General features: G+C 53.1%; 21 protein-coding genes and 1 other annotated feature. Of the genes, 8 read left to right on the forward strand and 13 right to left on the reverse strand.

Going from position 1 to position 23,744, the window contains the following annotated elements; all coding sequences use genetic code 11:
* Nucleotides 1–28 precede the first annotated feature (28 nt).
* Entirely contained in the window at nt 29–1,948 is a 1,920-nt protein-coding gene (dnaK, locus tag ABRZ26_RS13690; RefSeq protein WP_319604689.1) for a molecular chaperone DnaK, read from the reverse strand.
* A 51-nt stretch (nt 1,949–1,999) separates the two neighbouring features.
* On the opposite strand from dnaK, the gene ABRZ26_RS13695 reads away from it, so the two are divergent.
* Together ABRZ26_RS13695 and satP are read left to right on the forward strand one after the other, a co-directional pair.
* The gene (locus ABRZ26_RS13695; protein ID WP_319604690.1) at nt 2,000–2,308 is read left to right on the forward strand and encodes a hypothetical protein; all 309 of its coding nucleotides are present in this window, start codon (nt 2,000–2,002) and stop codon (nt 2,306–2,308) included.
* A gap of 182 nt (nt 2,309–2,490) precedes the next feature.
* Complete coding sequence (gene satP, locus ABRZ26_RS13700; protein WP_319604691.1) at nt 2,491–3,060, forward strand: acetate uptake transporter; 570 nt, start codon at nt 2,491–2,493, stop codon at nt 3,058–3,060.
* Between the two features lie 62 nt (nt 3,061–3,122).
* Here the strand turns inward: satP and ABRZ26_RS13705 are convergent, their stop codons facing one another.
* Together ABRZ26_RS13705 and mog are read right to left on the reverse strand one after the other, a co-directional pair.
* Nucleotides 3,123–4,460 (reverse strand): MFS transporter, encoded by a 1,338-nt coding sequence (locus tag ABRZ26_RS13705; RefSeq protein WP_319604693.1) that lies wholly within the window; start codon nt 4,458–4,460, stop codon nt 3,123–3,125.
* Nucleotides 4,461–4,587: 127 nt separating this feature from the next.
* A complete protein-coding gene (gene mog, locus ABRZ26_RS13710) occupies nt 4,588–5,175 on the reverse strand; it encodes a molybdopterin adenylyltransferase (RefSeq protein ID WP_319604695.1) in 588 nt (195 codons plus the stop codon).
* 715 nt (nt 5,176–5,890) lie between these two features.
* Between mog and ABRZ26_RS13715 the strand changes: the two genes are divergently transcribed.
* Entirely contained in the window at nt 5,891–6,652 is a 762-nt protein-coding gene (locus ABRZ26_RS13715) for a GGDEF domain-containing protein (protein WP_319604697.1), read from the forward strand.
* Nucleotides 6,653–6,809: 157 nt separating this feature from the next.
* On the opposite strand, the gene tal is transcribed toward ABRZ26_RS13715, so the two are convergent.
* Nucleotides 6,810–7,763, reverse strand: coding sequence for a transaldolase (gene tal / locus ABRZ26_RS13720; protein WP_319604698.1), 954 nt, complete (start codon nt 7,761–7,763; stop codon nt 6,810–6,812).
* Nucleotides 7,764–8,113: 350 nt separating this feature from the next.
* On the opposite strand from tal, the gene yaaA reads away from it, so the two are divergent.
* A complete protein-coding gene (yaaA, locus tag ABRZ26_RS13725) occupies nt 8,114–8,887 on the forward strand; it encodes a peroxide stress protein YaaA (protein ID WP_319604699.1) in 774 nt (257 codons plus the stop codon).
* Nucleotides 8,888–8,965: 78 nt separating this feature from the next.
* Here yaaA and thrC read toward each other — a convergent pair whose 3' ends face one another.
* The 5 genes from thrC to ABRZ26_RS13750 all read right to left on the reverse strand — a co-directional run bounded on the left by thrC (nt 8,966) and on the right by ABRZ26_RS13750 (nt 14,833).
* Complete coding sequence (gene thrC / locus ABRZ26_RS13730) at nt 8,966–10,255, reverse strand: threonine synthase (protein WP_319604700.1); 1,290 nt, start codon at nt 10,253–10,255, stop codon at nt 8,966–8,968.
* A gap of 3 nt (nt 10,256–10,258) precedes the next feature.
* On the reverse strand, nt 10,259–11,188 hold the full coding sequence (thrB, locus tag ABRZ26_RS13735) for a homoserine kinase (protein WP_319604701.1): 930 nt from the start codon (nt 11,186–11,188) through the stop codon (nt 10,259–10,261).
* 2 nt (nt 11,189–11,190) lie between these two features.
* On the reverse strand, nt 11,191–13,650 hold the full coding sequence (gene thrA / locus ABRZ26_RS13740) for a bifunctional aspartate kinase/homoserine dehydrogenase I (RefSeq protein ID WP_319604779.1): 2,460 nt from the start codon (nt 13,648–13,650) through the stop codon (nt 11,191–11,193).
* Between the two features lie 162 nt (nt 13,651–13,812).
* Nucleotides 13,813–13,928 (reverse strand) — a sequence feature (Thr leader region).
* The gene (thrL, locus tag ABRZ26_RS13745) at nt 13,867–13,935 is read right to left on the reverse strand and encodes a thr operon leader peptide (RefSeq protein WP_349824361.1); all 69 of its coding nucleotides are present in this window, start codon (nt 13,933–13,935) and stop codon (nt 13,867–13,869) included. It overlaps the preceding feature by 62 nt.
* A 211-nt stretch (nt 13,936–14,146) precedes the next feature.
* Nucleotides 14,147–14,833 carry a tRNA/rRNA methyltransferase gene (locus ABRZ26_RS13750; protein ID WP_319604702.1) on the reverse strand — a complete coding sequence of 229 codons (687 nt, stop codon included), beginning with the start codon at nt 14,831–14,833 and terminating at the stop codon, nt 14,147–14,149.
* A gap of 742 nt (nt 14,834–15,575) precedes the next feature.
* Between ABRZ26_RS13750 and arcA the strand changes: the two genes are divergently transcribed.
* Nucleotides 15,576–16,292, forward strand: coding sequence for a two-component system response regulator ArcA (gene arcA / locus ABRZ26_RS13755; protein WP_048637421.1), 717 nt, complete (start codon nt 15,576–15,578; stop codon nt 16,290–16,292).
* Nucleotides 16,293–16,365: 73 nt separating this feature from the next.
* On the opposite strand, the gene creA is transcribed toward arcA, so the two are convergent.
* The gene (creA, locus tag ABRZ26_RS13760) at nt 16,366–16,833 is read right to left on the reverse strand and encodes a protein CreA (protein ID WP_319604703.1); all 468 of its coding nucleotides are present in this window, start codon (nt 16,831–16,833) and stop codon (nt 16,366–16,368) included.
* A gap of 364 nt (nt 16,834–17,197) precedes the next feature.
* Between creA and robA the strand changes: the two genes are divergently transcribed.
* On the forward strand, nt 17,198–18,088 hold the full coding sequence (robA, locus tag ABRZ26_RS13765) for an MDR efflux pump AcrAB transcriptional activator RobA (RefSeq protein ID WP_319604704.1): 891 nt from the start codon (nt 17,198–17,200) through the stop codon (nt 18,086–18,088).
* Here the strand turns inward: robA and gpmB are convergent.
* On the reverse strand, nt 18,077–18,727 hold the full coding sequence (gene gpmB, locus ABRZ26_RS13770) for a 2,3-diphosphoglycerate-dependent phosphoglycerate mutase GpmB (RefSeq protein WP_319604705.1): 651 nt from the start codon (nt 18,725–18,727) through the stop codon (nt 18,077–18,079). The genes robA and gpmB overlap by 12 nt on opposite strands.
* A gap of 52 nt (nt 18,728–18,779) precedes the next feature.
* Here gpmB and yjjX point away from each other — a divergent pair, with 52 nt between their 5' ends.
* Nucleotides 18,780–19,316, forward strand: a complete 537-nt coding sequence (gene yjjX / locus ABRZ26_RS13775; protein WP_319604706.1) for an inosine/xanthosine triphosphatase — start codon at nt 18,780–18,782, stop codon at nt 19,314–19,316.
* Here the strand turns inward: yjjX and trpR are convergent.
* Nucleotides 19,313–19,660, reverse strand: a complete 348-nt coding sequence (gene trpR / locus ABRZ26_RS13780) for a trp operon repressor (RefSeq protein ID WP_319604707.1) — start codon at nt 19,658–19,660, stop codon at nt 19,313–19,315. The two genes, yjjX and trpR, sit on opposite strands and share 4 nt — an antisense overlap.
* Before the next feature lie 69 nt (nt 19,661–19,729).
* Nucleotides 19,730–21,658 (reverse strand): murein transglycosylase, encoded by a 1,929-nt coding sequence (gene sltY / locus ABRZ26_RS13785; protein WP_319604708.1) that lies wholly within the window; start codon nt 21,656–21,658, stop codon nt 19,730–19,732.
* A gap of 380 nt (nt 21,659–22,038) precedes the next feature.
* Here sltY and ettA point away from each other — a divergent pair, with 380 nt between their 5' ends.
* Nucleotides 22,039–23,706: an energy-dependent translational throttle protein EttA gene (ettA, locus tag ABRZ26_RS13790; protein ID WP_319604709.1), complete on the forward strand. Its 1,668-nt coding sequence runs from the start codon at nt 22,039–22,041 to the stop codon at nt 23,704–23,706.
* Nucleotides 23,707–23,744: the final 38 nt, after the last annotated feature.

Genomic DNA, 23,744 nt, shown 5'->3' on the forward strand with positions numbered 1-23,744 from the left:
CACCGTTACTGCGCCCGCTTAAGGGCGATTACTTTTTATCTTTTACTTCTTCAAACTCGGCATCGACTACATCGTCGTCTTTACGAGCAGAAGTATCGTTAGCGCCCGCCGCGCCTTCAGCGCCAGCCTGTGCCTGCTGCTGAGACGCTTCCAGCAGTTTACCGGAAGCCTGAACCAGCGCCTGGATTTTCGCTTCGATATCCGCTTTGTCTTCGCCTTTCAGCGCGCTTTCCAGCGCTTTCAGGGCGTCGTCAATGGCGGTTTTATCATCAGCGGCCAGATTATCACCGATTTCTTCCAGTTGCTTACGCGTGCTGTGCAGCAGGTGATCGCCCTGGTTGCGCGTTTGAACCAGCTCTTCGAACTTACGGTCGGATTCCGCGTTCGCTTCCGCATCGCGCACCATTTTCTGGATTTCATCTTCATTCAGACCAGAAGAGGCTTTGATCGTGATTTTCTGTTCACGGCCGCTGTTTTTATCCTTGGCGGAAACGTGCAGGATACCGTCAGCATCGATATCGAAGGTGACTTCGATCTGAGGCATGCCGCGCGGCGCGGGCTGGATGCCATCCAGGTTGAACTGACCCAGCGACTTGTTATCCTGCGCACGCTTACGTTCACCCTGTAGGACATGAATCGTCACCGCAGACTGATTATCTTCCGCCGTAGAGAAAACCTGGCTGTGTTTCGTCGGGATCGTGGTGTTCTTGGCAATCAGCGACGTCATCACACCGCCCATCGTTTCGATGCCCAGCGACAGCGGAGTCACATCCAGCAGCAGAACGTCTTTCACATCGCCGGACAGTACGCCGCCCTGAACCGCAGCACCGATAGCAACGGCTTCATCCGGGTTAACATCTTTACGCGGCTCTTTACCGAAGAAGTCAGCAACTTTCTTCTGAACCAACGGCATACGGGTCTGACCGCCGACCAGAATCACGTCTTGTACTTCAGAAACGGACAGGCCGGCATCCTTCAGCGCCACCTTCAGCGGTTCCAGAGAACGATTAACCAGATCTTCGACCAACGATTCCAGTTTGGCGCGCGTCACTTTAATGTTCAGGTGTTTCGGGCCTGTCGCATCCGCAGTGATGTACGGCAGGTTAACGTCGGTCTGCTGCGCGGAGGAAAGTTCGATTTTCGCTTTTTCCGCCGCTTCTTTCAGACGCTGCATCGCCAGCGGATCGTTGCGCAGATCGAAGCCCTGTTCTTTCTTGAATTCGTCTACCAGATAGTTAATCAAACGGCTGTCGAAGTCTTCGCCGCCCAGGTGGGTATCACCGTTGGTCGCCAGAACCTCAAAGGTTTTTTCGCCATCAACTTCATCGATTTCGATAATAGAGATATCGAATGTACCGCCACCCAGGTCATATACCGCGATAGTGCGGTTGCCGACTTCTTTATCCAAACCGTACGCCAGCGCAGCCGCTGTCGGTTCGTTGATAATACGTTTTACTTCCAGACCAGCGATACGGCCGGCGTCTTTGGTCGCCTGACGCTGCGCATCGTTGAAGTAAGCAGGTACGGTAATAACCGCTTCAGTGACCGGTTCGCCCAGATAATCTTCCGCTGTTTTCTTCATTTTCTTCAGCACTTCGGCTGAAATTTGCGGCGGAGCCATTTTCTGGCCTTTCACTTCCAACCAGGCATCGCCGTTGTCGGCTTCAACGATTTTGTACGGCATGATATTGGTATCACGCTGCACTTCTTCATCTTTGAAACGACGGCCAATCAGACGTTTAATTGCAAACAACGTATTTTGCGGGTTAGTCACCGCCTGACGTTTAGCCGGCTGGCCAACCAGAGTCTCACCGTCTTGCGTGTAAGCAATGATTGAAGGCGTCGTGCGATCGCCTTCGCTGTTTTCCAGTACTTTAACCTGCGTACCGTCCATAATCGCTACACAAGAGTTGGTTGTACCCAGGTCGATACCAATAATCTTACCCATCTAAACATCTCCACTAATAAAGTCATATTCGGTGTGGTAGTTCAACCTACTATGCGGGCGAAATGTTGTTTTTCAACTGCACAACATCGTTTTTCGCTTCCCCGGCCCCATATTTCAATGATACCCGGCAAGCTCAACGGCCCGACACAACCCTTTTTATTCGGTCAAACTGTTTTGGTTGAAAATAAGATGGGGTCAACAATTCCATCATCAAGGGGGGGAGATGAAAAAAAAGTGGGCTTTATCCCTTGCTCGATCAAACTATTCTTGATCCGCCATATTGTATCCCTTCAAACCGCCCGATATGATGCCGCGCCCGCCACAAAAAAATTTTCAGGAAAAATTTTTGACGTTGCATAACAACGGCCCGAGAGGGTGGCGGGCAAGGATAGACCGCCACAAAAAGGGACATTCCCGGCGTGATGGCGACAAGCGCACCGTAATAAAAAACCTAAATCCCAAAGTGCTTGAAGTCGCCGCTACCCCGGCATCAACGTCGAGTGCGAAAGGGAATATCAACTATCTGTTATTGCTGAGGATTTATGCACTCGAACAAGTTGGCGAACCCCGGCCCGTTAGGATTGATGGGTTTCGGGATGACGACGATTTTATTAAATCTGCATAACGCAGGCTTTTTCCCGCTCTCTTCCATTATTCTTAGTATGGGCATCTTTTACGGAGGCATTGCCCAAATTCTGGCTGGTTTACTGGAATATAAAAAAGGAAATACCTTCGGCGTTACCGCATTCACCTCTTATGGCGCTTTCTGGTTAACTTTGGTCGGCATTCTGATGCTGCCCAAAATGGGTCTGGCGGAACCCAGCGATGCCCGCTTCCTGGGGGTATTCCTCGGTCTGTGGGGTATTTTCACCCTGTTTATGTTCTTCGGAACATTACGCGCCAACTTTGCGTTACAGTTTGTGTTCGCCAGTCTGACCGTGCTGTTCGCCTTACTGGCAATCGGTAATTTTACCGGCAACCATGCGCTGCTGACCTTTGCCGGCTTCGAAGGCATCATCTGTGGCGCAAGCGCCATTTATCTGGCGATGGCGGAAGTCATCAACGAACAATCAGGCCGCAAAATTCTGCCGATAGGCGAACGTCGCGCATGAATGTAAAAAACAGCGCCGCCCGGATGGGCCGGCGCTGTTTTATGCTCGGCGACAAAAGCGTATTAAACGCCGACCGTTGAACGCGAATCCTCTTCGCCGATAGCCTGGGGCGTTTCCTCGCTATTCAGATCGCGGTGCAAATAGATCCCCATCAACACCCCAAGCCCCGCCAGCGTTAACACATACCAGGCCGGAGCCAACGGCGTCGCCTTCATCATCAAGGTGACGAAAATCGGCGTTAATCCGCCAAAAATGGCGTAAGACACATTATAGGAAAATGAAATGCCGGAAAAACGTACTTCAGCCGGAAACGCCCGCACCATCACGTAGGGAACCGCACCGACGACCCCGACGCTGAATCCGACGAGCGCATACCCGACGAACAGTAATTCCGCATTGCTTGCCGCAACACTGTAGAAAAACCAACTGCACACGCCAAGGAACAAGCTGCCGCCGATAAAAATCTTGCTGGCGCCATAGCGATCGATCAACAAACCGGCAGCGACGCAGCCGAACATCAGGGTGATCGTCGCCAGGCTGTTTGCCTGCAATGCCAACGCAGCGGAGATGCCATAGACTTTCTGCAAATAAGTCGGCGCCATAAGCAGAACCACCACAATGCAGGCCGACAACATCCAGGTAAGCAGCATGGAGACCACGACCGCCCGCTTATGATTAACGACCACGGATTTCAACGGCATTTCTGACGCCAGCTTTTTATGCGCCTGCATTTCAATGAAGATGGGGGTTTCCTGCAACCAGCGCCGTAAATACATGGCGACCAGACCGAAAATCCCACCGATGAAGAAGGGTAAACGCCAGACGCCGGCCAATAGCTGTTCGGGGGTAAAGAAAGTGTTCAGCAAGGTGGCGATCATGGATCCCAGTAGAATCCCCACCGTCAGGCCGGCAGTCAACACGCCGCAGGCGAAGCCGATGCGCGCGCGCGGAACATGCTCCGCGACAAAGACCCATGCCCCTGGCACTTCTCCGCCAATCGCCGCGCCTTGCAGTATACGCATCAGCAACAGCAATAACGGCGCGGCAATGCCGATAGATTGATAAGTGGGCAACATCCCCATCGCCAGCGTAGGCAGAGCCATCAGCAAAATGCTTAGACTAAACATTTTTTTACGCCCGACCAGGTCGCCGAAATGAGCCATGATAATGCCGCCAAGCGGACGAGCCAGATAACCGGCGGCGAAAATGCCGAAGGTCTGAACCTGACGCAGCCACTCAGGGATATCGGCGGGGAAAAAGAGATCGCCGATAACCGCCGCGAAAAAGACGAAAATGATGAAATCATAGAACTCCAGCGCGCCGCCGAGCGCGGCCAGAGAAAGCGTTTTGTAATCCTGTCGGTTTAATCGACTATGTGGTTGCTGATGCTCGCGTTCCATAAATTACCGTGCAGTGCCAGTGTGAGGATAAAGAAATCTTGCCGTAAAGTGTAAAGGCAGAATTACTATACCGGCAAAATATTTATACACCAGCAAAGCTGAATCTTATTCCTGAAATTGCTGAACTTCAGTTTTTTATTTCGCGTATGGCATTTTTAGGACGAAAAGCTGCTACTACCTGCGGATCGGTTTCAACGTAAGGCCCTTCCAGTAGTTGTATACAATAAGGAACACTGGCAAAAATTCCGGCGACGATGACCTTGCCGTCAGCATCTTTCAGGCCTTCCAGCGTTTCTTTGATGGATTTGGGCTGCCCCGGCAAATTAAGGATCAGCGCATGCTTACGAATCACTCCCACCTGCCTTGAGAGGATCGCCGTCGGCACAAATTGCAGGCTGATTTGACGCATTTGTTCACCGAAGCCCGGCATCTCGCGGTCGGCGATCGCCAGCGTCGCGTCGGGCGTGACATCGCGACGCGCGGGTCCGGTGCCGCCAGTCGTCAGCACCAGATGACAACCGCCTTCATCAACCAGTTCGCATAACGTTTGTTCAATCAGCAATTGTTCATCCGGAACCAGACGGGTTTCGATTTCAAAAGGCGTCGTCAATGCAGACGCCAGCCAGACTTCCAGCGCAGGGATGCCTTTATCCTGATAAACCCCGCTGGATGCCCGATCGGAAATGGAGACCAAACCAACACGCAATACGTTCATAACCACCCTCTAATAAAATAAAAACCAATTTTATCAGGATATTGTCCGAGTTGAGCACCTATAGTGAGAAATGTTATACGCCCGGTTCATCACCTGAGATAGCAGGTCAAACCGGTAGATGATAATAATCATGAAATACGTTTTTTAAATGAAATACATGCTTTTTAAGCTGCGCGTCACTGACGTTGAGTTTAAAAAGGTAATAGCGGCTGAGTGATTACCATTGCTAATCAAACACGCATCGGCGTTTTCTCAATATAGCTGCTTACACAAAGAAAAAGAAGGCGGCAATCATCATTACACTCACCAGTCTTTGGATAATATGGTAAAGTTAGCAGGTATTTTCGTATATAAAGATAATAAGTAAAAAAGTCACACCAAGGAAGTATTCATGAATGGCGCTAAATACAAGATATTAGAACTTTTTTCTCACCCAATATCCGCTTTTGTTATTTTTGGTTTTATTTCCTTTTCCGTCGCTATCATTGCCATGCATGAATCAAACAAAAGAACCTGGAGAGTAGAGAAGCACGACCTGGATTCAATAATTAAAACTTATGAATCATATAATTCCGGCGACGTAACAGACACCGATATAACCGAAAAGACAGGGCGTTATCTTTCCGCACGAATGAGAACCTTTGCATTTAATACCCGCGACGTTCGTGGTGAATGCATCAATAGATTATCGGTCTCAGAGTTGAAATTTAATGACATGACCATTATTCGAGTGTGCCAGAATAAACTGCCCTCAATCGGGGCGTTTGCGGGGAAGGACACGCTCACCGTCATTTTTCCTATTCTGTCGTCGCATGACGACCTGCTGGGCATTCGGATCAGAACAACGTCGTACGAGCCTCACCCTTCGCTATTCGACACGCTGTCAACCACCACCTCCGTCATTGCCGTCGTGAGCATCGTACTGCTTATCGCCATACTCGGCAGTCTGCTTTCCATTCTCGCCAGAAAGTATCTGATAGAGCTGCCTTTAACGGCAAAGTACGACGATTTGACCGGCTGCCTGCGGCGGGATGCGTTTTTTATGGCGGCGAATAAGGCGCTGAGCGTAGCCAACTTTTCCAAACGTCCCCTGTGCGTCATTCTTATCGACATCGATCATTTTAAGCATGTGAATGATACCTTCGGCCACAGCGCCGGGGATACCGCATTAAGACTGGTAGCCGATGTGTTTAAAAAATCATTCCGTCGGGAAGATATTTTTGGCCGGATAGGCGGCGATGAGTTTTCCATTATTTTACCTAACATCGCCTTGAATGACGCCTATGTGGTAGCAGAGCGCGCCAGATTACGGGTCAGCGAAGCCCGCAGTGAAATATTGGGTAAGGACGTCAGCCTGACGGTCAGCATCGGACTGGTTGAATACCATATTGAATCAGAAGAGTTAACGGAAGTAATGAATCGGGCGGATGAAAAACTTTACGTCGCCAAAGAAATGCGAAATACCGTCGCTAAATAACAATCCGTTTGGCGCATTGAGCCGCTGCGAACAAACTTTGCCGTAGCCGGCATCAAGGTAATTGCGGACGTAAATATATCGCGGATATTTAAGCGGCGGTATCTAATGCGATAAAAAATAGCCAGGCGTCAACCCGGCTATTCTCTCCGACCGCTTTTTACAATAACTCGGAAATCATTTTTTCCAGTTTTTCCTGATCGACGGCGAACTTGCGGATACCTTCGGCCAGCTTATCTACAGCCATGGGATCCTGATTATGCTGCCAGTAGAACTGCGCTTCGGTCAATTTAGCCGGACGCGCCTTCACCTCGCCGGCGTAAGACAGTTTACGGGCCACTTCGCCCTCGCTTTCGGACAACTCTTTCAGCAGAGCCGGCGCAATGGTCAGACGGTCGCAGCCCGCCAACTCAATGATTTCGCCCAGATTACGGAAGCTGGCGCCCATGACGACCGTTTCATAACCGTGCTCCTTGTAGTAATTGTAGATTTCACTGACGGAAACCACGCCCGGATCTTCGCTCGGCGCGAATTCCTTTTTATCGCCATTGGCTTTATACCAGTCCAGAATACGGCCGACAAACGGCGAAATCAGGAATACGCCGGCTTCGGCGCACGCGCGCGCTTGCGCAAAGGAGAACAGCAACGTCAGGTTGCAGTTGATGCCTTCTTTTTCCAACTGCTCGGCGGCGCGGATCCCCTGCCAGGTGGAAGCCAGTTTGATCAAAATGCGATCGTTGCCGATACCGGCATCGTTATAAAGTTTAATCAGGCGCTTGGCTTTGGCGACACTGGCTTCGGTATCATAGGACAGGCGGGCATCGACTTCCGTCGAGATGCGGCCGGGGATCAGCTTCAGGATCTCAAGGCCGATGTTAACGGCCAGTTTGTCGGTTGCGTCAATAATCTGCTGCGCATGGTCGCCGCCTTGAGCGCGCGCCCAGGCGATTGCGTCATCAATCAGCTTACGGTATTCGGGGATCTGGGCGGCATTAAGAATCAGTGAAGGGTTAGTGGTGGCGTCTTGCGGTTGATACAATTTCATTGCCGCAATATCGCCGGTATCAGCCACAACCGTTGTTAATTGGCGTAGGGAAGTCAGTTTATCCGTCATGTTGGCATTTCTCATTGTTTATGCGTGGATTACGAGAGCATGAATTATTAGTACATGAACCGATGGCATTATGTTGTCGCCTGAATCTGATAATAACACGCGTTCAATACGGCGCAAGACAGCCTTTTCATCCGTGTTGTCGAGCGGCCGAACCTCTCTCGCCGCGTTTCTCCGCCGCCATTGCAGGCGGGCGATAAAAGGTCTGTTCGATACCTTTTCGCCAGTTGATTGTTTCACTGCCAGCGCGGTTTATGACGGATGATTGCCGTCCCCTGTTATAACCATCGCCGCTTTCTTGTTTGATTTTTGCTACAGTAAGGCATTGAAATCAGTTCGATAGGACATGGCGCATGTTAATAACCCTTTCACCCGCGAAAACCCTTGATTACACCAGTCCTTTGGCCACCAAACGGTATTCCCAGCCGGAACTGCTGGATTACGCAGGCCAGTTGATCGCCATCTGCAAGCAACTGACGCCGGCGCAAATATCATCCCTCATGGGGATCAGCGACAAACTGGGCAGCTTGAATGCCGGCCGCTTTCATGACTGGCGTCCCGACTTTACGCCGGATAACGCACGGCAGGCGCTGCTGGCCTTTAAAGGCGATGTCTACACCGGTCTGGCGGCGGAAGATTTCAGCGCAGACGACTTTGATTTCGCGCAGCGACATCTGCGCATACTGTCCGGTTTATACGGTGTGTTGAAACCGCTGGATTTAATGCAGCCTTACCGACTGGAAATGGGGATTAAACTCGGCAACAAAGCGGGCAAGGATCTCTACAGTTTTTGGGGAGATGTCATCACCGACAAGTTGAACCAGGCGCTGAGTGACCAGGGCGACGATATCCTGATTAATCTGGCCTCCGACGAATACTTTAAATCGGTCCGCCCCAAAAAATTACACGCTCGCCTGATCAAACCGGTGTTTCTGGACGAGAAGAACGGCAAGTTTAAAGTCATCAGCTTTTATGCCAAAAAAGCGCGCGGGTTAATGAGCCGTTTTATTATTCAAAATCGCCTTACGCAGCCGGAACAGCTGAAAGAATTTAATTTGGATGGCTACCGCTTCGCCGACGGTGAATCTTCCGCTGATGAACTGGTATTTAAACGCCGCGAACAGTGAGGGCCGTTGCCGAGATGCCCGCCTACAGCCGCAGAGGTGTAGGCGGGGATGACAAACGCCAAATCCGGCGACGCGCGTTTACCGCGGCAGCGTCATCAGGAACTGGCGCAATTTAGCGAAATCATTCGGGAAATGATGCGACAACAAATCCAGATCGGCGCGTTTCGCCAGCGCTTCAGGCAGTTCCAGCTTTTTACCCAGAATTTCCTCTACGCTTTCCTTAAATTTCGCCGGATGCGCGGTACCCAGGAACAGCCCGAACTCGCCGGGTTGTAGCTGATCGCGCAGCAAACGATAGGCGATCGCCGCATGCGGCTCCGAGGTATACCCCAGCGATTCGAGTTCATGCATGGTCTCTTTCGTGGTTTCATCGCTTACCGCGCCAAAGCCCAAGGCGCTCAACGGCCAGTTTTTACGACGGAACAGCTCTTCCACTCGCGGCCAGTTGTTCGGCTGGCTCACATCCATGGCGTTGGACAAGGTGGCGACGGTCTTATTCGGCGCCCACTCGCCATTGCTCAGGAAACGCGGCACGGTATCATTCGCGTTGGTGGCGGCGATAAAGCGCTTAATCGGCAGGCCGAGGGATTTGGCCAGCAGGCCCGCGGTCAGATCGCCGAAGTTGCCGCTCGGAACAGAAACCACCAGTTGACTACGCGCAGCCTGCGGCAGTTGGGATACGGCCTCAAAGTAGTAACAGATTTGCGCCAACAGCCGGCTGATATTGATCGAGTTCGCCGAATTCAAACCGATGGTTTGCTTCAGTTCCTCGTCATCAAACGCCTGTTTAACCAGTGACTGGCAAGCATCAAAATCGCTGTCGACCGCGATGGTGTGAATGTTGCCGCCCAGCGTACAGAACAGTTTTTCCTGTAACGGGCTGATTTTCCCGCGTGGGTAGAGGATCACCACACGGATATTCTCCAGACCGTAAAACGCGTGAGCGACTGCCGCGCCGGTATCGCCGGAGGTGGCGGTAAGAATGGTGATTTTATTGTCGCCCGCGACTTCCGTCAGCATCTGCGCCATAAAGCGGCCGCCGAAGTCCTTGAAAGCCAGCGTCGGGCCATGGAACAGTTCCAGCGAAGCGATATCTTCCGTCACGGAAGCAACCGGCGCGGGGAAGGCAAATGCCGCCTTAACGCGTTGGTATACCGTCTCTTCAGCCATTTCATCGCCGATATAGGCGGACAAAATACGGCTGCTGCGGGTAACAAAATCCAGTTGCAGCAGTTCGTCGATTTCCGCCCGGCTGAACTCGGGCAGTTCCAGCGGGAAGAACAGCCCTTGCTGACTTCCCAGCCCCTGCTTGATAGCCTGAGCAAAACTGACCTGCTCGTTATGATCTTTAAGATTATAGAGTTTCATGCATTATCCCAGTAGTCGTGCGCCGGTCGTATCCAGACGGCAAATATGAACAAAACCTTCATCGTTCTGCAAATAGTTATCCCGCAGCCAGTCAGCCAGACGCTGCGCGCTATCCATATCATCGCATATGGAAAATAACGTCGGGCCGGAGCCGGAAATACCGCAGGCCAACGCGCCGATATCCTGCGCCGCTTTGCGCGCCTCGGCAAAACCGGGCAGCAGTTTCGTCCGATAAGGTTCCGCGATGACATCGTTCATCAGCTTGGCGGCCAGCGACGCCTGGCCGGTATGGCAGGCGTGAATAAAACCGGCCAGATAACGACCGTGACTGATGCAATCCTGACGCCGATACTGCGCCGGCAAAATGGCCCGCGCTTCAGCCGTCGATACTTTAATTCCAGGGTAGGCCATTACCCACAGCCAATCATCAAAGGCGGGAACCGGCTGGCTGATAATCCCCTCTTCTTCCAGCATCAATTGGATGCCGCCGAGGAAACAAGGCGCCACATTATCATAATGCACGCTGCCTGAAATCCGCCCTTCCAGTTCACCCATCAACGTCAGCAGGCGGGTATCGTCCAGCGGCTTGCCGCAGAATTCATTCATCGCCATCAGCCCCGCGACCACGGAACAGGCGCTGGACCCTAACCCCGAGCCTATCGGCATATTCTTCTCTAACGTCATGGCGACCGGAACGGTTTTACCGATCTCCTGACAGAAACGCTCCCAGCATTGATACACAATGTTTTGCTTCGGATCATCCGGCAGCTTGCTGACAAAACGCCCTTCGCTGCGCAGGCTGAATTGATCCGCCGCGACGACGGAAACGCAGTCGCCAAGTAACGAGCCGTCTACCGGCGAAACCGCGGCTCCCAGGACATCAAATCCGACGCTGACATTGCCAATCGACGCGGGCGCATACACCTTAACCATAATTAAACTCCCAACTTCCATGACAGGGTACGCAGTAAGTCGGCGAATACACCGGCGGCGGTAACATCATTCCCCGCGCCGTACCCTCGTAATACCAGTGGCAATGGCTGATAGTAGCGGCTATAGAAAGCCAGCGCATTTTCACCATCTTTAACTTTGAACAGCGGGTCATTGCTCCCCACCGCGCTGATCTGAACTTTACAGCTCCCGTCCTCGATCACGCCGACATAACGCAGCACCTTGTCTTCATCGCGCGCCTGCGCGATGCGGCTGGCGAATTCGTCATCCACCGACGGCAAACGGCTCATGAAAGCGGCCACATCGCCGGAAGCATCAAAACCGGCCGGCAGCACGGATTCGACGTCAATGTCTTCCAGCTCCAGCTTGTAACCGGCTTCGCGCGCCAGAATCAGCAACTTGCGCGCCACATCCATACCGGACAGGTCGTCACGCGGATCGGGTTCGGTATAGCCTTTTTCTTTCGCCTGCCGCGTCGCCTCAGACAGCGACATGCCTTCGTCCAGCTTACCGAAAATAAAGGACAACGAGCCGGACAGGATACCAGTAAAACGGATCAGTTCATCGCCCGCATTCAATAGATTCTGTAGATTCTCGATAACCGGCAGGCCGGCGCCGACGTTGGTGTCGTACAGGAACCGACGGCGGGACTTCGCCGCCGCATTGCGTATTTGCTGGTAATAATTCATCGAGCCGGTATTGGCTTTCTTGTTCGGCGTAACGACGTGGAAACCATCGGCCAGAAAATCGGCGTATTGGTCGGCAACCGCCTGACTGGACGTACAGTCCACGATCACCGGGTTCAGCAAATGATACTCTTTGACCAGTCGGATCAGGCGACCCAGATTAAAAGGCTCACGGGCTTTGCCCAGCTCTTCACGCCAGCTATCCATCGGGATGCCGTTGATGTTGGTCAATAAAGCCTTGGAATTGGCGATGCCGCACACTCGCAGGTCGATATGTTTCTGCCGCAGCCACGGCTGCTGACGGTGGATCTGTTCCAGCAACGCGCCGCCGACGCCGCCGACGCCGATCACGAACACATCGATGACCTGATCGGTATTAAACAGCATTTGATGCGCGACCCGGACGCCAGTTGTCGCCATATCATTATTGACCACAACCGAAATTGAGCGCTCGGATGAACCCTGGGCAATGGCCACGATATTGATATTGGCGCTGGCCAGCGCCGTGAACAAACGAGCGGAAAGGCCGCGCAGCGTGCGCATACCGTCGCCCACCACCGAAATGATCGCCAGGCGCTGCATCACGTCCAGCGGATCCAGAACGCCCTCTTTCAGTTCCAGATAGAATTCGTCTTCCAACGTCTTTTTAGCGCGCGCCAGCTCATTTTGCGAAACGCAGAAGCTGATGCTGTATTCGGAAGATGATTGCGTAATCAGAACGACGGAGATCCCCGCCCGCGACATGGCCGCAAACACGCGGGCCGCCATGCCGACCATTCCTTTCATGCCAGGACCGGAAATATTGAACATCGCCATATTATTCAGGTTGGTGATGCCCTTAACCGGATATTGGCTGTCGCTGCTGTCCATGCCGATGAGCGTGCCGGGCGCCTGGGGATTTTCGGTGTTTTTGATAAGGCAGGGAATCTGAAACTGGGCGATGGGAGCGATGGTGCGGGGATGGAGAACTTTGGCGCCGAAGTAGGAAAGCTCCATCGCCTCCTGATAGGACATCGATTTAAGCAACCTCGCATCCGGCACCTGACGCGGATCGCAGGTATAAACCCCGTCGACATCCGTCCAGATTTCACAACAGTCCGCGCGTAAACAGGCTGCCAGCACGGCGGCCGAGTAATCCGAACCGTTGCGGCCCAGCACCACCAGTTCCCCTTTCTCGTTGCCCGCCGTGAAACCGGCCATCAGGATCACATGGTCGGCCGGTATCGCGCTTTCGGCGATGCGACGAGTGGACTCGGCGATATCGACGGTAGATTCAAGATAATGTCCCTGCGCCAGCAATTTTTCCACCGGATTAATGACGGTGACGGCATGGCCGCGAGCCTGAAACACCGCTTCCATTATCGCGATCGACAGTTTTTCGCCGCGGCAGATGATGGACGCATTCACGCTGTCAGGACATTGACCCAGCAGGGAGATACCGTGCAGCACCTGTTTTAACTGCGCGAACTCTTGATCCACCAGCGACTTAAGACGGGCGCCGTCAAAACCGGGCTGCGACTGTTCAAGGCCTGTAAGCAAAGAAGAGAAGATAGCTTCAGCGTCGTTTAGATGAGGCAGTATATCCTGTCCGGCCACGGTTTTTTCAATCATGGCGACCAAGTGGTTAGTAATTTTTGCCGGGGCCGACAGTACGGTGGCGACCTGTCCCTGGCGCGCATTGTTTTCAATAATATCGGCAACGTGCATAAAACGTTGCGCATTCGCCACTGAAGTCCCGCCAAATTTCAACACTCGCATTTTTATCTTTTCTCCTGAATTTCTGCCGACAAAAACGCCGGAAGCGTTTTTGAATGCCGCGGTGGTGAACCGGTCGCCCACCATAAAAAGTCGCCTGGCGCGATTTTAAACCTCGCTCCGCAACGGCCTGTTACGGTGGCGGACAGGGAGCCGTCCGCTATAAAAAAAAAAGCCCGCACTCTCAAGTGCGGGCTTTTTTCGTTTCTTCTGTATGCGTCAGCCCGCACCGTTACTGGTTGTACCGGTGATGGTAATAATCGTGGTGATCAGGCTGATATAACGCATTCTGAGATCTTATCTTAATCAATTTAGATTTAACTGCCCTATTAGTTAGGGCAATTAGGCTTTGAAGTCAACGGATTTCTGTTTTTCCATGGTATCCAGTCAACATGCGGAGCAGTGGAATAAACCACAATTCCGCATATGCATAAAATTTTTTTTCATAAGAAACCACAAACCGATTTATTCATCTGAGATAAAATCGTTTATACATTTTTTATTTTGATATCGCTTTTTCGACGTCATGCAGCAGCATATGCAACATCGCGGTGTCCCGCTGCTCGAGTCGCCCCAACCGTTGATGGATCCAATCCCGCAGTTTTTCATCCTCCTCCACCGCCAGATTGATTAGCAACCGCTCCAATCGCTGACGCAGCGCCGATAACTGCCCTGACGCCGGCGACGCAACGGCAGCGGATTTTACCTGCATTAACTCCGCCAATTGATAGCAATACACCATCACGGCCTGACCAAGATTCAACGACGGATAGTCCGCCTTCATCGGCACGCCGGTCAACACATCCGCCAATGCCAGCTCTTCGTTGGTCAGACCGGAATCTTCACGCCCGAAAACCAAGGCGGCGGACGTTACCCAGCGCTGTTTTTCCTGCATCACGCCGAGCAACTCGGCGGGAGAGCAATAATATCGAAACCTGGCCCGGCTGCGCGCCGTGGTCGCAATGGTAAAATCGATATCCGCCAACGCCTCCGCCAGCGTCGGGAATGTTGCCGCCTCGTCCAGAATGTCCCCGGAACCATGCGCGACCCAGCGAGCCGGCGGCGTCTGATGAACGCGGCTGCCGACGATCCTTAACCCGCTGAATCCCATGGTCTTCATTGCCCTCGCGGCGGCGCCGACGTTTTCAGCCCGTGCTGGCTCGACCAAAATAATATGAAACCGCATATCTCTCCTCGGCGGCGTTCAACGTCACGCGATGACCGCTTCGCCATAAAAAATTTACCGGACGCCATTTTTAACGCCGCTTACCGCAGCCCAGGGCGTGACGGACAGAGAGACGCCCGCTCTCAAAAAACTCGGCAACGCCGCGCCCGGTAGTAAAAAAAAACATCGTTCGCCCCGCTCGGAGTTAACAATAAAACAACAAAATATTGAACGACATGTTGTCCTGGAAAAGAAAAACAGCTTGGCGCAAACACACCGACAATCGCTGACGGGAGCATTTAAATTAATTTAATTTCAAATAGTTAAATAAGAAAATTCCCTATTGAACACTTTTCCCCTTGCCAGCAGCATTGACTATGCTGAATCGTTCACAAAAAATGCTAAATTGTGACTCAAACTGGCAATCCTGAAGTGTTTTTCACAAAATAGTTAACGTGCTACAATGAAATTTGATATATGTCAACATAACCGTATATTTATCAGTAAGCAAAATCAGTGCTAGCTGTTATGTTGCTGTTAATAAGGTTAAACTATGCGCCACTTTGAGTGCAGTTTAGACCGGCGCCACTATCATCTGTTTGCCGTATTATTTGGCAGGTGAAACGTGCATCAGGAACGCATTTACGTACTTTAGTCCAATGTTGAGTGAGATGGCGATATCTGCCTCGATAACTCCAATGATAACAACGACTTCTGTACTTCCGATATTTATAATTTTAGTTGGCAATTTTAGGTAGCAAACATGCAGACGCCGCACATTCTTATTGTTGAAGACGAGTTGGTAACTCGCAATACCCTCAAAAGTATTTTTGAGGCTGAGGGGTACATCGTTCACGAAGCCACCGACGGCGCAGAAATGCACCATATCTTGTCAGAGAACGACATTAATCTGGTGATCATGGACATCAACCTGCCGGGCAAGAACGGTTTACTGCTGGCTCGCGAGTTACGTGAACAGGCCAGCGTTGCCCTGATGTTCCTCACCGGGCGTGACAACGAGGTGGATAAAATTCTGGGACTGGAGATCGGCGCCGATGACTACATCACCAAGCCGTTCAACCCGCGTGAATTGACTATCCGCGCCCGCAACCTGCTGTCGCGCACCATGAATCTTGGCGGCGGCACCGAAGAACGCCGCCTGGTTGAAAGCTATCGATTCAACGGCTGGGAACTGGATATCAACAGCCGTTCCCTGATCAGCCCTGCCGGCGAGCAGTATAAGCTGCCGCGCAGCGAATTCCGCGCCATGCTGCATTTCTGTGAAAACCCGGGCAAGATCCAATCCCGCGCGGAGTTATTGAAAAAAATGACCGGGCGCGAACTGAAACCTCATGACCGTACGGTTGACGTGACCATTCGTCGTATCCGTAAACACTTTGAGTCTACAGCCGATACCCCTGAAATTATTGCCACCATCCACGGTGAAGGCTACCGTTTCTGTGGCGATCTGGAAGAGTAACGCCACGACGCCGAAGCAGGTACTCTGCTTCGGCTAGCAACGGTTTTTTGGCTTTACTCTCGGCCTCTGTTTTTTACCATGGCATCACGGGTACGGCGCTGAGCGCATTTTTGGGCGAGCCTTCGACCAGCCGATCGGAATAGGTGAGATAGATCAACGCATTGCGCTTCTGATCGTAAAACCGTACCACCTGCAACTTTTTAAACACCAGCGACGTCCGTTTCTGGAAAACGACCTCCCCTTTGTCGCCGCCGTTTTTAATTTTATCGCTAAGCGTTATCGGCCCGACCTGCTGGCAGGAAATCGCCGCATCCGCCGTGTCTTCAGCCAGTCCTAATCCGCCTTTTATGCCACCGGTTTTCGCCCGGCTGAGATAACAGGTCACGTTATCGACATCCGGATCGTCAAACGCTTCCACCACAATCTTATGGTCCGGCCCCAACAGCTTAAACGTGGTATCGACGGAACCCACCTGCTCAGCCTGCACGGAACTCCAGGACAACATCAGCAGACCTGCCCCCATTACGAACTTTTTATTCATTTTCCTGTTTCTCTGATTGTCTATCACTCATTATCGGCATCTATGATACAAGATGCGGGAAGACTGCGACAAAACAGCAAGTTGCATGCGACTGCCGCGGCCAGGAAGATGCAGGCTTCAGAGAAAATCCCGATAATTCAGGGATGCCGTCACGCCTGCGACTGGAAAAAACGGAGAGATATAGAAGTAGCGGCAAGAAACCCTATCCTCTATATACGCTACCCAAACTCGATCCCAGGTTTTCTTGTCCGCATGATAAACCGGAAACGGTCAAAATCTTAAGCAGTGTCAATGTAAAAAAATTGCTATGATGCAAGCAGTCTCTACCTTTAGTGCTCAGCGTGTTTTATGAGGAAGATCTTCTATGGATCAAGCCAGTATCATACGTGACCTGCTTAACTGGCTGGAAAGCCATCTCGATCAACCGTTATCACTTGATCATGTGGCGGCAAAAGCAGGTTACTCCAAGTGGCATTTACAAAGAATGTTCAAAGATGTAACCGGACATGCGATTGGTTCCTACATCCGCGCCCGTCGACTCACCAAAGCCGCCGTAGCGCTGTGTCTGACCAGCAGACCGATCCTGGATATCGCCCTGCAATATCGCTTTGATTCTCAGCAAACCTTTACCCGCGCATTCAAAAAGCAGTTTGCGCAAACGCCCGCATCCTATCGGCGCTCTGATACATGGGACACTTTTGGTATTCACCCGCCGATCCGGCTTGGCGAATTTACCCTGCCGCAACCGCAATTCGTTACGCTGCCGGAAACGCAACTGGTGGGGATAACGCAATCCTACAACTGTAGTCTGGAGCAGATTGGTAATTTCCGCACCGAAATCCGCGTTCACTACTGGCGTCAATTCCTCGGCGAAGCTAAAACCGTGCCGCCGGTGCTTTACGGCCTGCATCACTCACGGCCCAGTAAAGAAAAAGATGACGAACATGATGTTCTCTACACCACCGCACTGGAGCCCGGGCATGTACCCGAAGGCGCACATCCCGGGGACCCCATCACCCTATCCGGCGGGGAGTACGCGCTGTTTATCTATGAAGGCCCGACCGATGGACTACAGGACTTTATTATCACCCTGTACGACACCTGTTTGCCGACGCTCAAGCTTATCCGCCGCAAGGAACACGATATCGAACGTTTCCATCCCACCGATGAGGCGAAAGAAACCAAAAGCGGGCCGCCGGACATCATCCGCTGCGAATACCTGATTCCAATCAGCGGCTCATCGTTATCGCTGTAACTCATCCAGAGCCGGGGTATCCAGATGCGATACATCTCCGGCCGTTTCAACAACCCATCCGGAAGCCAGCCACGGACTCTGTTGATAATCAATGCGCGACAAGGAGCAGTTGCGCAAGCGCAGCCGGCGTTCGGCCCAGGCAGGTAAGCCCAGGATCGTGCTGAGCAGGCATCCCAGCGCCATGCCGTGACTGACCAACAACGGACGGCTCCCTTCAGGCAACGCCAGACAACGCTCCAATACGCCATGCATGCGCGTAGCCATTTCCGCCATCGACTCGCCTTGCGGGATGCGGCCGTCCGGCGTGCCATCCACCATTTGTTTGCGCCAACCCTCTTCTTCCGCGCTCAGCGAATCAATATCACGCGTTTCCAAAACCCCCATATTCAGCTCGCGTAAACCGGGCTCGATGATTACCCGACAGTCGCCGCACGCTTGAGCGATAATGTCAGCGGTTTGGCGCGTGCGTCCCAAGTCGCTGGTAAATAGATGCGTGATACCCAATGCTTTCATACGTTGCGCGACCTGACGCGCCTGGTGTTCGCCCAGCGGCGTCAGGGAACTGTCAGAGTGTCCCTGGATACGTCGCGCCACATTCCACTCCGTCTCGCCGTGGCGAACAAGATATACCTGTAACATGGTTGTTTTCCGTTATACTGCGTCAAATTAACTAAAAGAGTATAAAACCGTTATGTATCACGTTGTAGCAGCAACCACCAACCCGGCCAAAATTGAAGCAATAACCTTAGCTTTCACCGATGTCTTTGGCGCAGACCAGTGCCGCGTAGAAGGCGTTGATGTCGACAGCGGCGTGCCGCGCCAGCCGCTCGGATCGCTTGAAACCCGAACCGGCGCCAGAAACCGGGTTATGATGGCCCGCCAGGTACGCCCGGAAGCCAATTTCTGGGTTGGCGTTGAAGCAGGAATAGAAGAACAGATGACCTTCGCCTGGATGGTGATTGAAAACCCCCACCAGCGCGGTGAATCTCGTTCCGCCAGCCTGATTCTGCCGGAAAGTATATTACAAGGCATCCGTGAGGGAAGAGAATTAGGCGATGAGATGGCTCGATTGACCGGAATTCAGAATATTAAACATCAGGGCGGCGCAATAGGTATTTTCACCAATGGCAAACTGTCACGCGCCAGCGTTTATCATCAGGCGCTGTTATTGGCGCTCGTCCCGTTCCATAATCCCATCTATCAAACGCCGGTACAGATTATCAATTAACCCTCTTTCCTGGAGGCTTTCTCTGCGGACAATAATTGCGCTTCCAGCCATTTTTTCAGCGCGGGAGGAGCGGACTTCAGACTATTGGAGCCACGCGTAATGGTCGCTATTCCCACGCCAAGTTCATTCTTCAATTCACGCTGACTCATTTCGCCGCGCAACAGCTCCTGAATAATACGTACCCGCGTGCCTAGCGCAGTACGCTCATCCGCGGTCAGCAACAGTTGCAATAACGGCTGGTGAAGATCTTCATTCATTGACTGCTGTAGCAAAGCCACAAAGCGTAACCAGTCATTATCTTCCTGCTCGGAGAGCGCGGGATCGGTAAGAGATAACGGATTCATAACAGGCTGCCATACTATTCAACTAGTACAGCAGCATAACACAAGTTATGAAAATGATCGCTCAGACGCTTAATAGCGCCGCTGCCATTCCTCATCGGTCAGCACCTTGTCGGGCTGATGCAAAAAGTGGCGATAGAAAACGTCATAAGCCAGCACGTTTTTCACATACCCGCGCGTTTCCGAAAACGGAATGCTCTCAATAAACGCCACGGGGTCGATGCGTCCCGCGCTGTTTCTCAGCCAGGTATTCACCCGCGACGGGCCGGCATTATAAGCCGCGGAGGCCAAAATACGGTTGCGGCCGAACGTCTGATACACGTACTCCAGATAACTGGTGCCCAGCAGAATGTTGGTTTGGGGATCAAAAAGTTGGCTGCTGTTGCTGTATTCCGCGATATTACTCATCTGTGCGGTATGCTGCGCCGTGGCCGGCATAAGCTGCATCAGCCCCGAAGCGCCGACCGGAGAACGCGCCTGCGGATTCCAGGCGCTCTCCTGACGGGCTATCGCCATCGCATAACTCTGACTAATGCCCTTATCCTGCGTGGCGCGCAGGAATTCGTCATTCCAGGCCAGCGGGAAGCGCTCTTCCAGGTGATCCCACAGTTTGGCGACAATCGTCGCCTGAACGCTTAACTCCGGCCAGCGCTGCTCAAACGCATAACGCGCCAGCGCTTCCTGTCGCGGCGCGCTGCTGCCGGCGACCAGACCGACCCATTCTTTGAGCGCCAGATTGTCCATCTGCCAGAACATCAGTTCCTGAACGCGGGCGATTTCAGGCAGTTGTGATAATGAGCTATCAGGACGAACGGCGGTCTTTATCGTTATCGGATAGGCTTGATTCAGCTTTTGCGCCGCCACCATGGGATAAAAACCGCGCGCGGCCATCAATCCACGTAGCAATGCCTCGCCGTCCTGCCGTTTTCCCTGCTCCAGCAGTAAAACGGCGCGCCAGTAGCGCCATTCATCTTTCTGCTGAACGTCTGCCGGCAACCGCGTCATCCAGTCCGACAGTTCTTGTCGATTCCCATTGCCCAGCGCCATTCGCACCCGCCTCTCCAGCAATGAGGTCGAACTGCTGCGTTGCGTCACGTTATCGCGCCAGGCCGCCTGTTCCGGCGTGGCGTCATTGCCCATCAGACGCCAGGCGATGATTTCCTCCATCGCCTGGCGTTCCGCCGCGCTCATTTTTTGCAGACGCGCAATCACCGGCAGCATGGAACGGGCGTTATCGACATCCTGGCGCGCCACCCGGCTAAATGAAGACAGCGTCACCTTGCGGGTAAAATCGGTCGGTCCTATCGCTCGGGCAAAGCCTTCGAGCGTAGCAGGATCGCTCTGCAACCTGACCAACGCATCGCTGATGGTTTTGTAATCGTCCGGCAGCTGTTTGGCCAGATAGGTCACCAATCCGCTATTGCCCTCGTTGATCGCCAGACGGATCCGCTCCAGCGTCGTCAACGGCGTCTGTTCGCCCGCCTGTTTCCAGGCGGTAAAGAGTTTGTCGCAAGCCGCCGGCAGCGAACGCCCGGTCAGCCAAATATCCCGAGTGGCTTCCCAGACGCCCTGACGCTGCCCGGTAGCCCACTGCGCGTAATAAAAATTACAGCGCGCCGTAACCGGCTTCGGCGGCTGCGGGCTAAAGCTCAGAAGTCCCGACCAATCCTGACGGCGCGCCAGTTCATTGACAAAACTGGTATTCAGATTTTGCGCCGGCGGCAACGTGGGATGCGCAGCGATAAACTGTTTCACCTGTGAAACGCTGACCTGACTCAGATCCTGGGTCAACGAGCGGTACTCAAGGTAAGGGTAAAGCGGGTAGTTACGCAGCGTCGGCATGATTTGCGCCACGGTGTCCAACTGATTACTATCCCACGCTTGTTTGACCTGCTGATAGCGCTGACGCTGTTCGTCGAGAGAATCCGCCCTGACATGGCTGGAAGCGCCTGCCAGACATACTGCCGCAATGACACACCACCAATGACCCGCTTTGACCATAACTTGCGTTAACCTCATCCGTTATCGATGCGAATATCGACCCGTTTAACAATGCGTTTAACCATCGATATCACAAAACCATTCGTGCAACACACTCTCCAGACTCCTCATGAGCCTGTTTATACTCATGTAGTGTGGCACATCACACAAGACTGCGACACGCCAAGTGAGAGAATTCAGAATATCTTCCTCACGCGCCGTCAGCAGCAAATCGCCGGATAGCTGGGATCGAACGCGGAAACCAGTTACACTCCGGGATCAGCACGATCGATCCGCAAAGGGACGCGTTATCCTCTGCGGCAAAAAGCCCAGCGCGACTACCACGCGTGGCGCAACAATATATCGATAACAACACAGACAGAAAGAGGCGAAGTCGCAACGTGGCTCAATATGTTTACACCATGCATCGCGTCGGCAAAATCGTTCCGCCGAAGCGTCATATTCTGAAAAACATCTCCCTCAGCTTTTTCCCCGGCGCCAAAATTGGCGTGCTGGGCCTGAACGGAGCCGGTAAATCTACTCTGCTGCGCATTATGGCCGGCATTGATAAAGACATTGAAGGCGAAGCGCGCCCGCAGCCGGGCATCAAGATCGGCTACCTGCCGCAGGAGCCGCAATTGAATCCGGAACACAGCGTTCGCGAATCGGTTGAAGAAGCGGTAGCCGACGTTGTCACCGCGCTGAAGCGGCTCGATGAAGTGTATGCGCTGTACGCCGAGCCGGATGCCGATTTCGATAAGCTGGCCGCCGAGCAAGGCAAACTGGAAGAGGTTATCCAGGCCCACGACGGCCATAATCTGAACAACCAGTTGGAGCGGGCGGCGGATGCGCTGCGCCTGCCGGACTGGGACGCCAAAGTCGCCAATCTTTCCGGCGGCGAACGTCGCCGCGTGGCGCTGTGCCGCCTGCTGCTGGAAAAACCGGATATGCTGCTGCTCGACGAACCCACCAACCACCTGGATGCGGAATCCGTGGCCTGGCTGGAGCGATTCCTGCACGACTTCGAGGGTACCGTGGTCGCGATCACCCACGACCGTTACTTCCTTGATAACGTCGCCGGTTGGATTCTGGAACTGGACCGCGGCGAGGGCATTCCCTGGGAGGGCAATTACTCTTCCTGGCTGGAGCAGAAAGATCAGCGTCTGGCGCAGGAAGCCTCCGCCGAAGCCGCGCGCCGTAAATCCATCGAGAAAGAGCTGGAGTGGGTTCGCCAGGGCGCCAAAGGTCGCCAGTCTAAAGGCAAGGCGCGTCTGGCGCGCTTTGAAGAGCTGAATAGCACGGAATACCAGAAACGTAACGAAACCAACGAACTGTTTATTCCACCCGGCCCGCGTCTCGGCGATAAAGTGATTGAAGTCGCCGGCCTGAGCAAATCCTATGGCGAACGTCAGCTGATCGACGGATTGTCCTTCTCGGTGCCGAAAGGCGCGATCGTCGGGATCATCGGTCCGAACGGCGCGGGTAAATCAACCCTGTTCCGGATGATGTCCGGTCAGGAACAGCCTGATGCCGGCACCATCACACTGGGAGATACCGTGAAGCTGGCCTCGGTCGATCAGTTCCGCGACGCCATGGACAACAGCAAAACGGTATGGGAAGAAGTCTCCGGCGGACAGGATATTATGCGTATCGGCAACACCGAAATGCCGAGCCGCGCCTATGTGGGCCGTTTCAACTTCAAAGGGGTTGATCAGGGCAAACGCGTGGGCGAATTATCCGGCGGCGAGCGCGGCCGTCTGCATCTGGCCAAACTGCTGCAAGTCGGCGGCAACGTCCTGCTGCTTGACGAACCGACCAACGATCTGGATATCGAAACGCTGCGGGCGCTGGAAAACGCCCTGCTGGAATTCCCCGGCTGCGCCATGGTTATTTCCCATGACCGCTGGTTCCTCGACCGCATCGCCACCCACATTCTGGATTACCAGGATGAAGGCAAAGTGGCATTCTTTGAAGGTAACTTCACCGAATACGAAGAGTACAAAAAACGGACTCTCGGCGCTGACGCTCTTGAACCGCACCGCATCAAGTACAAGAAAATATCCAAGTAATTCAGCATGACGATGGTAGCGATAACGCGTTGCCGTCA

It is taken from the genome of Brenneria sp. L4-2C (assembly GCF_040240335.1).
Taxonomy (GTDB): domain Bacteria; phylum Pseudomonadota; class Gammaproteobacteria; order Enterobacterales; family Enterobacteriaceae; genus Brenneria.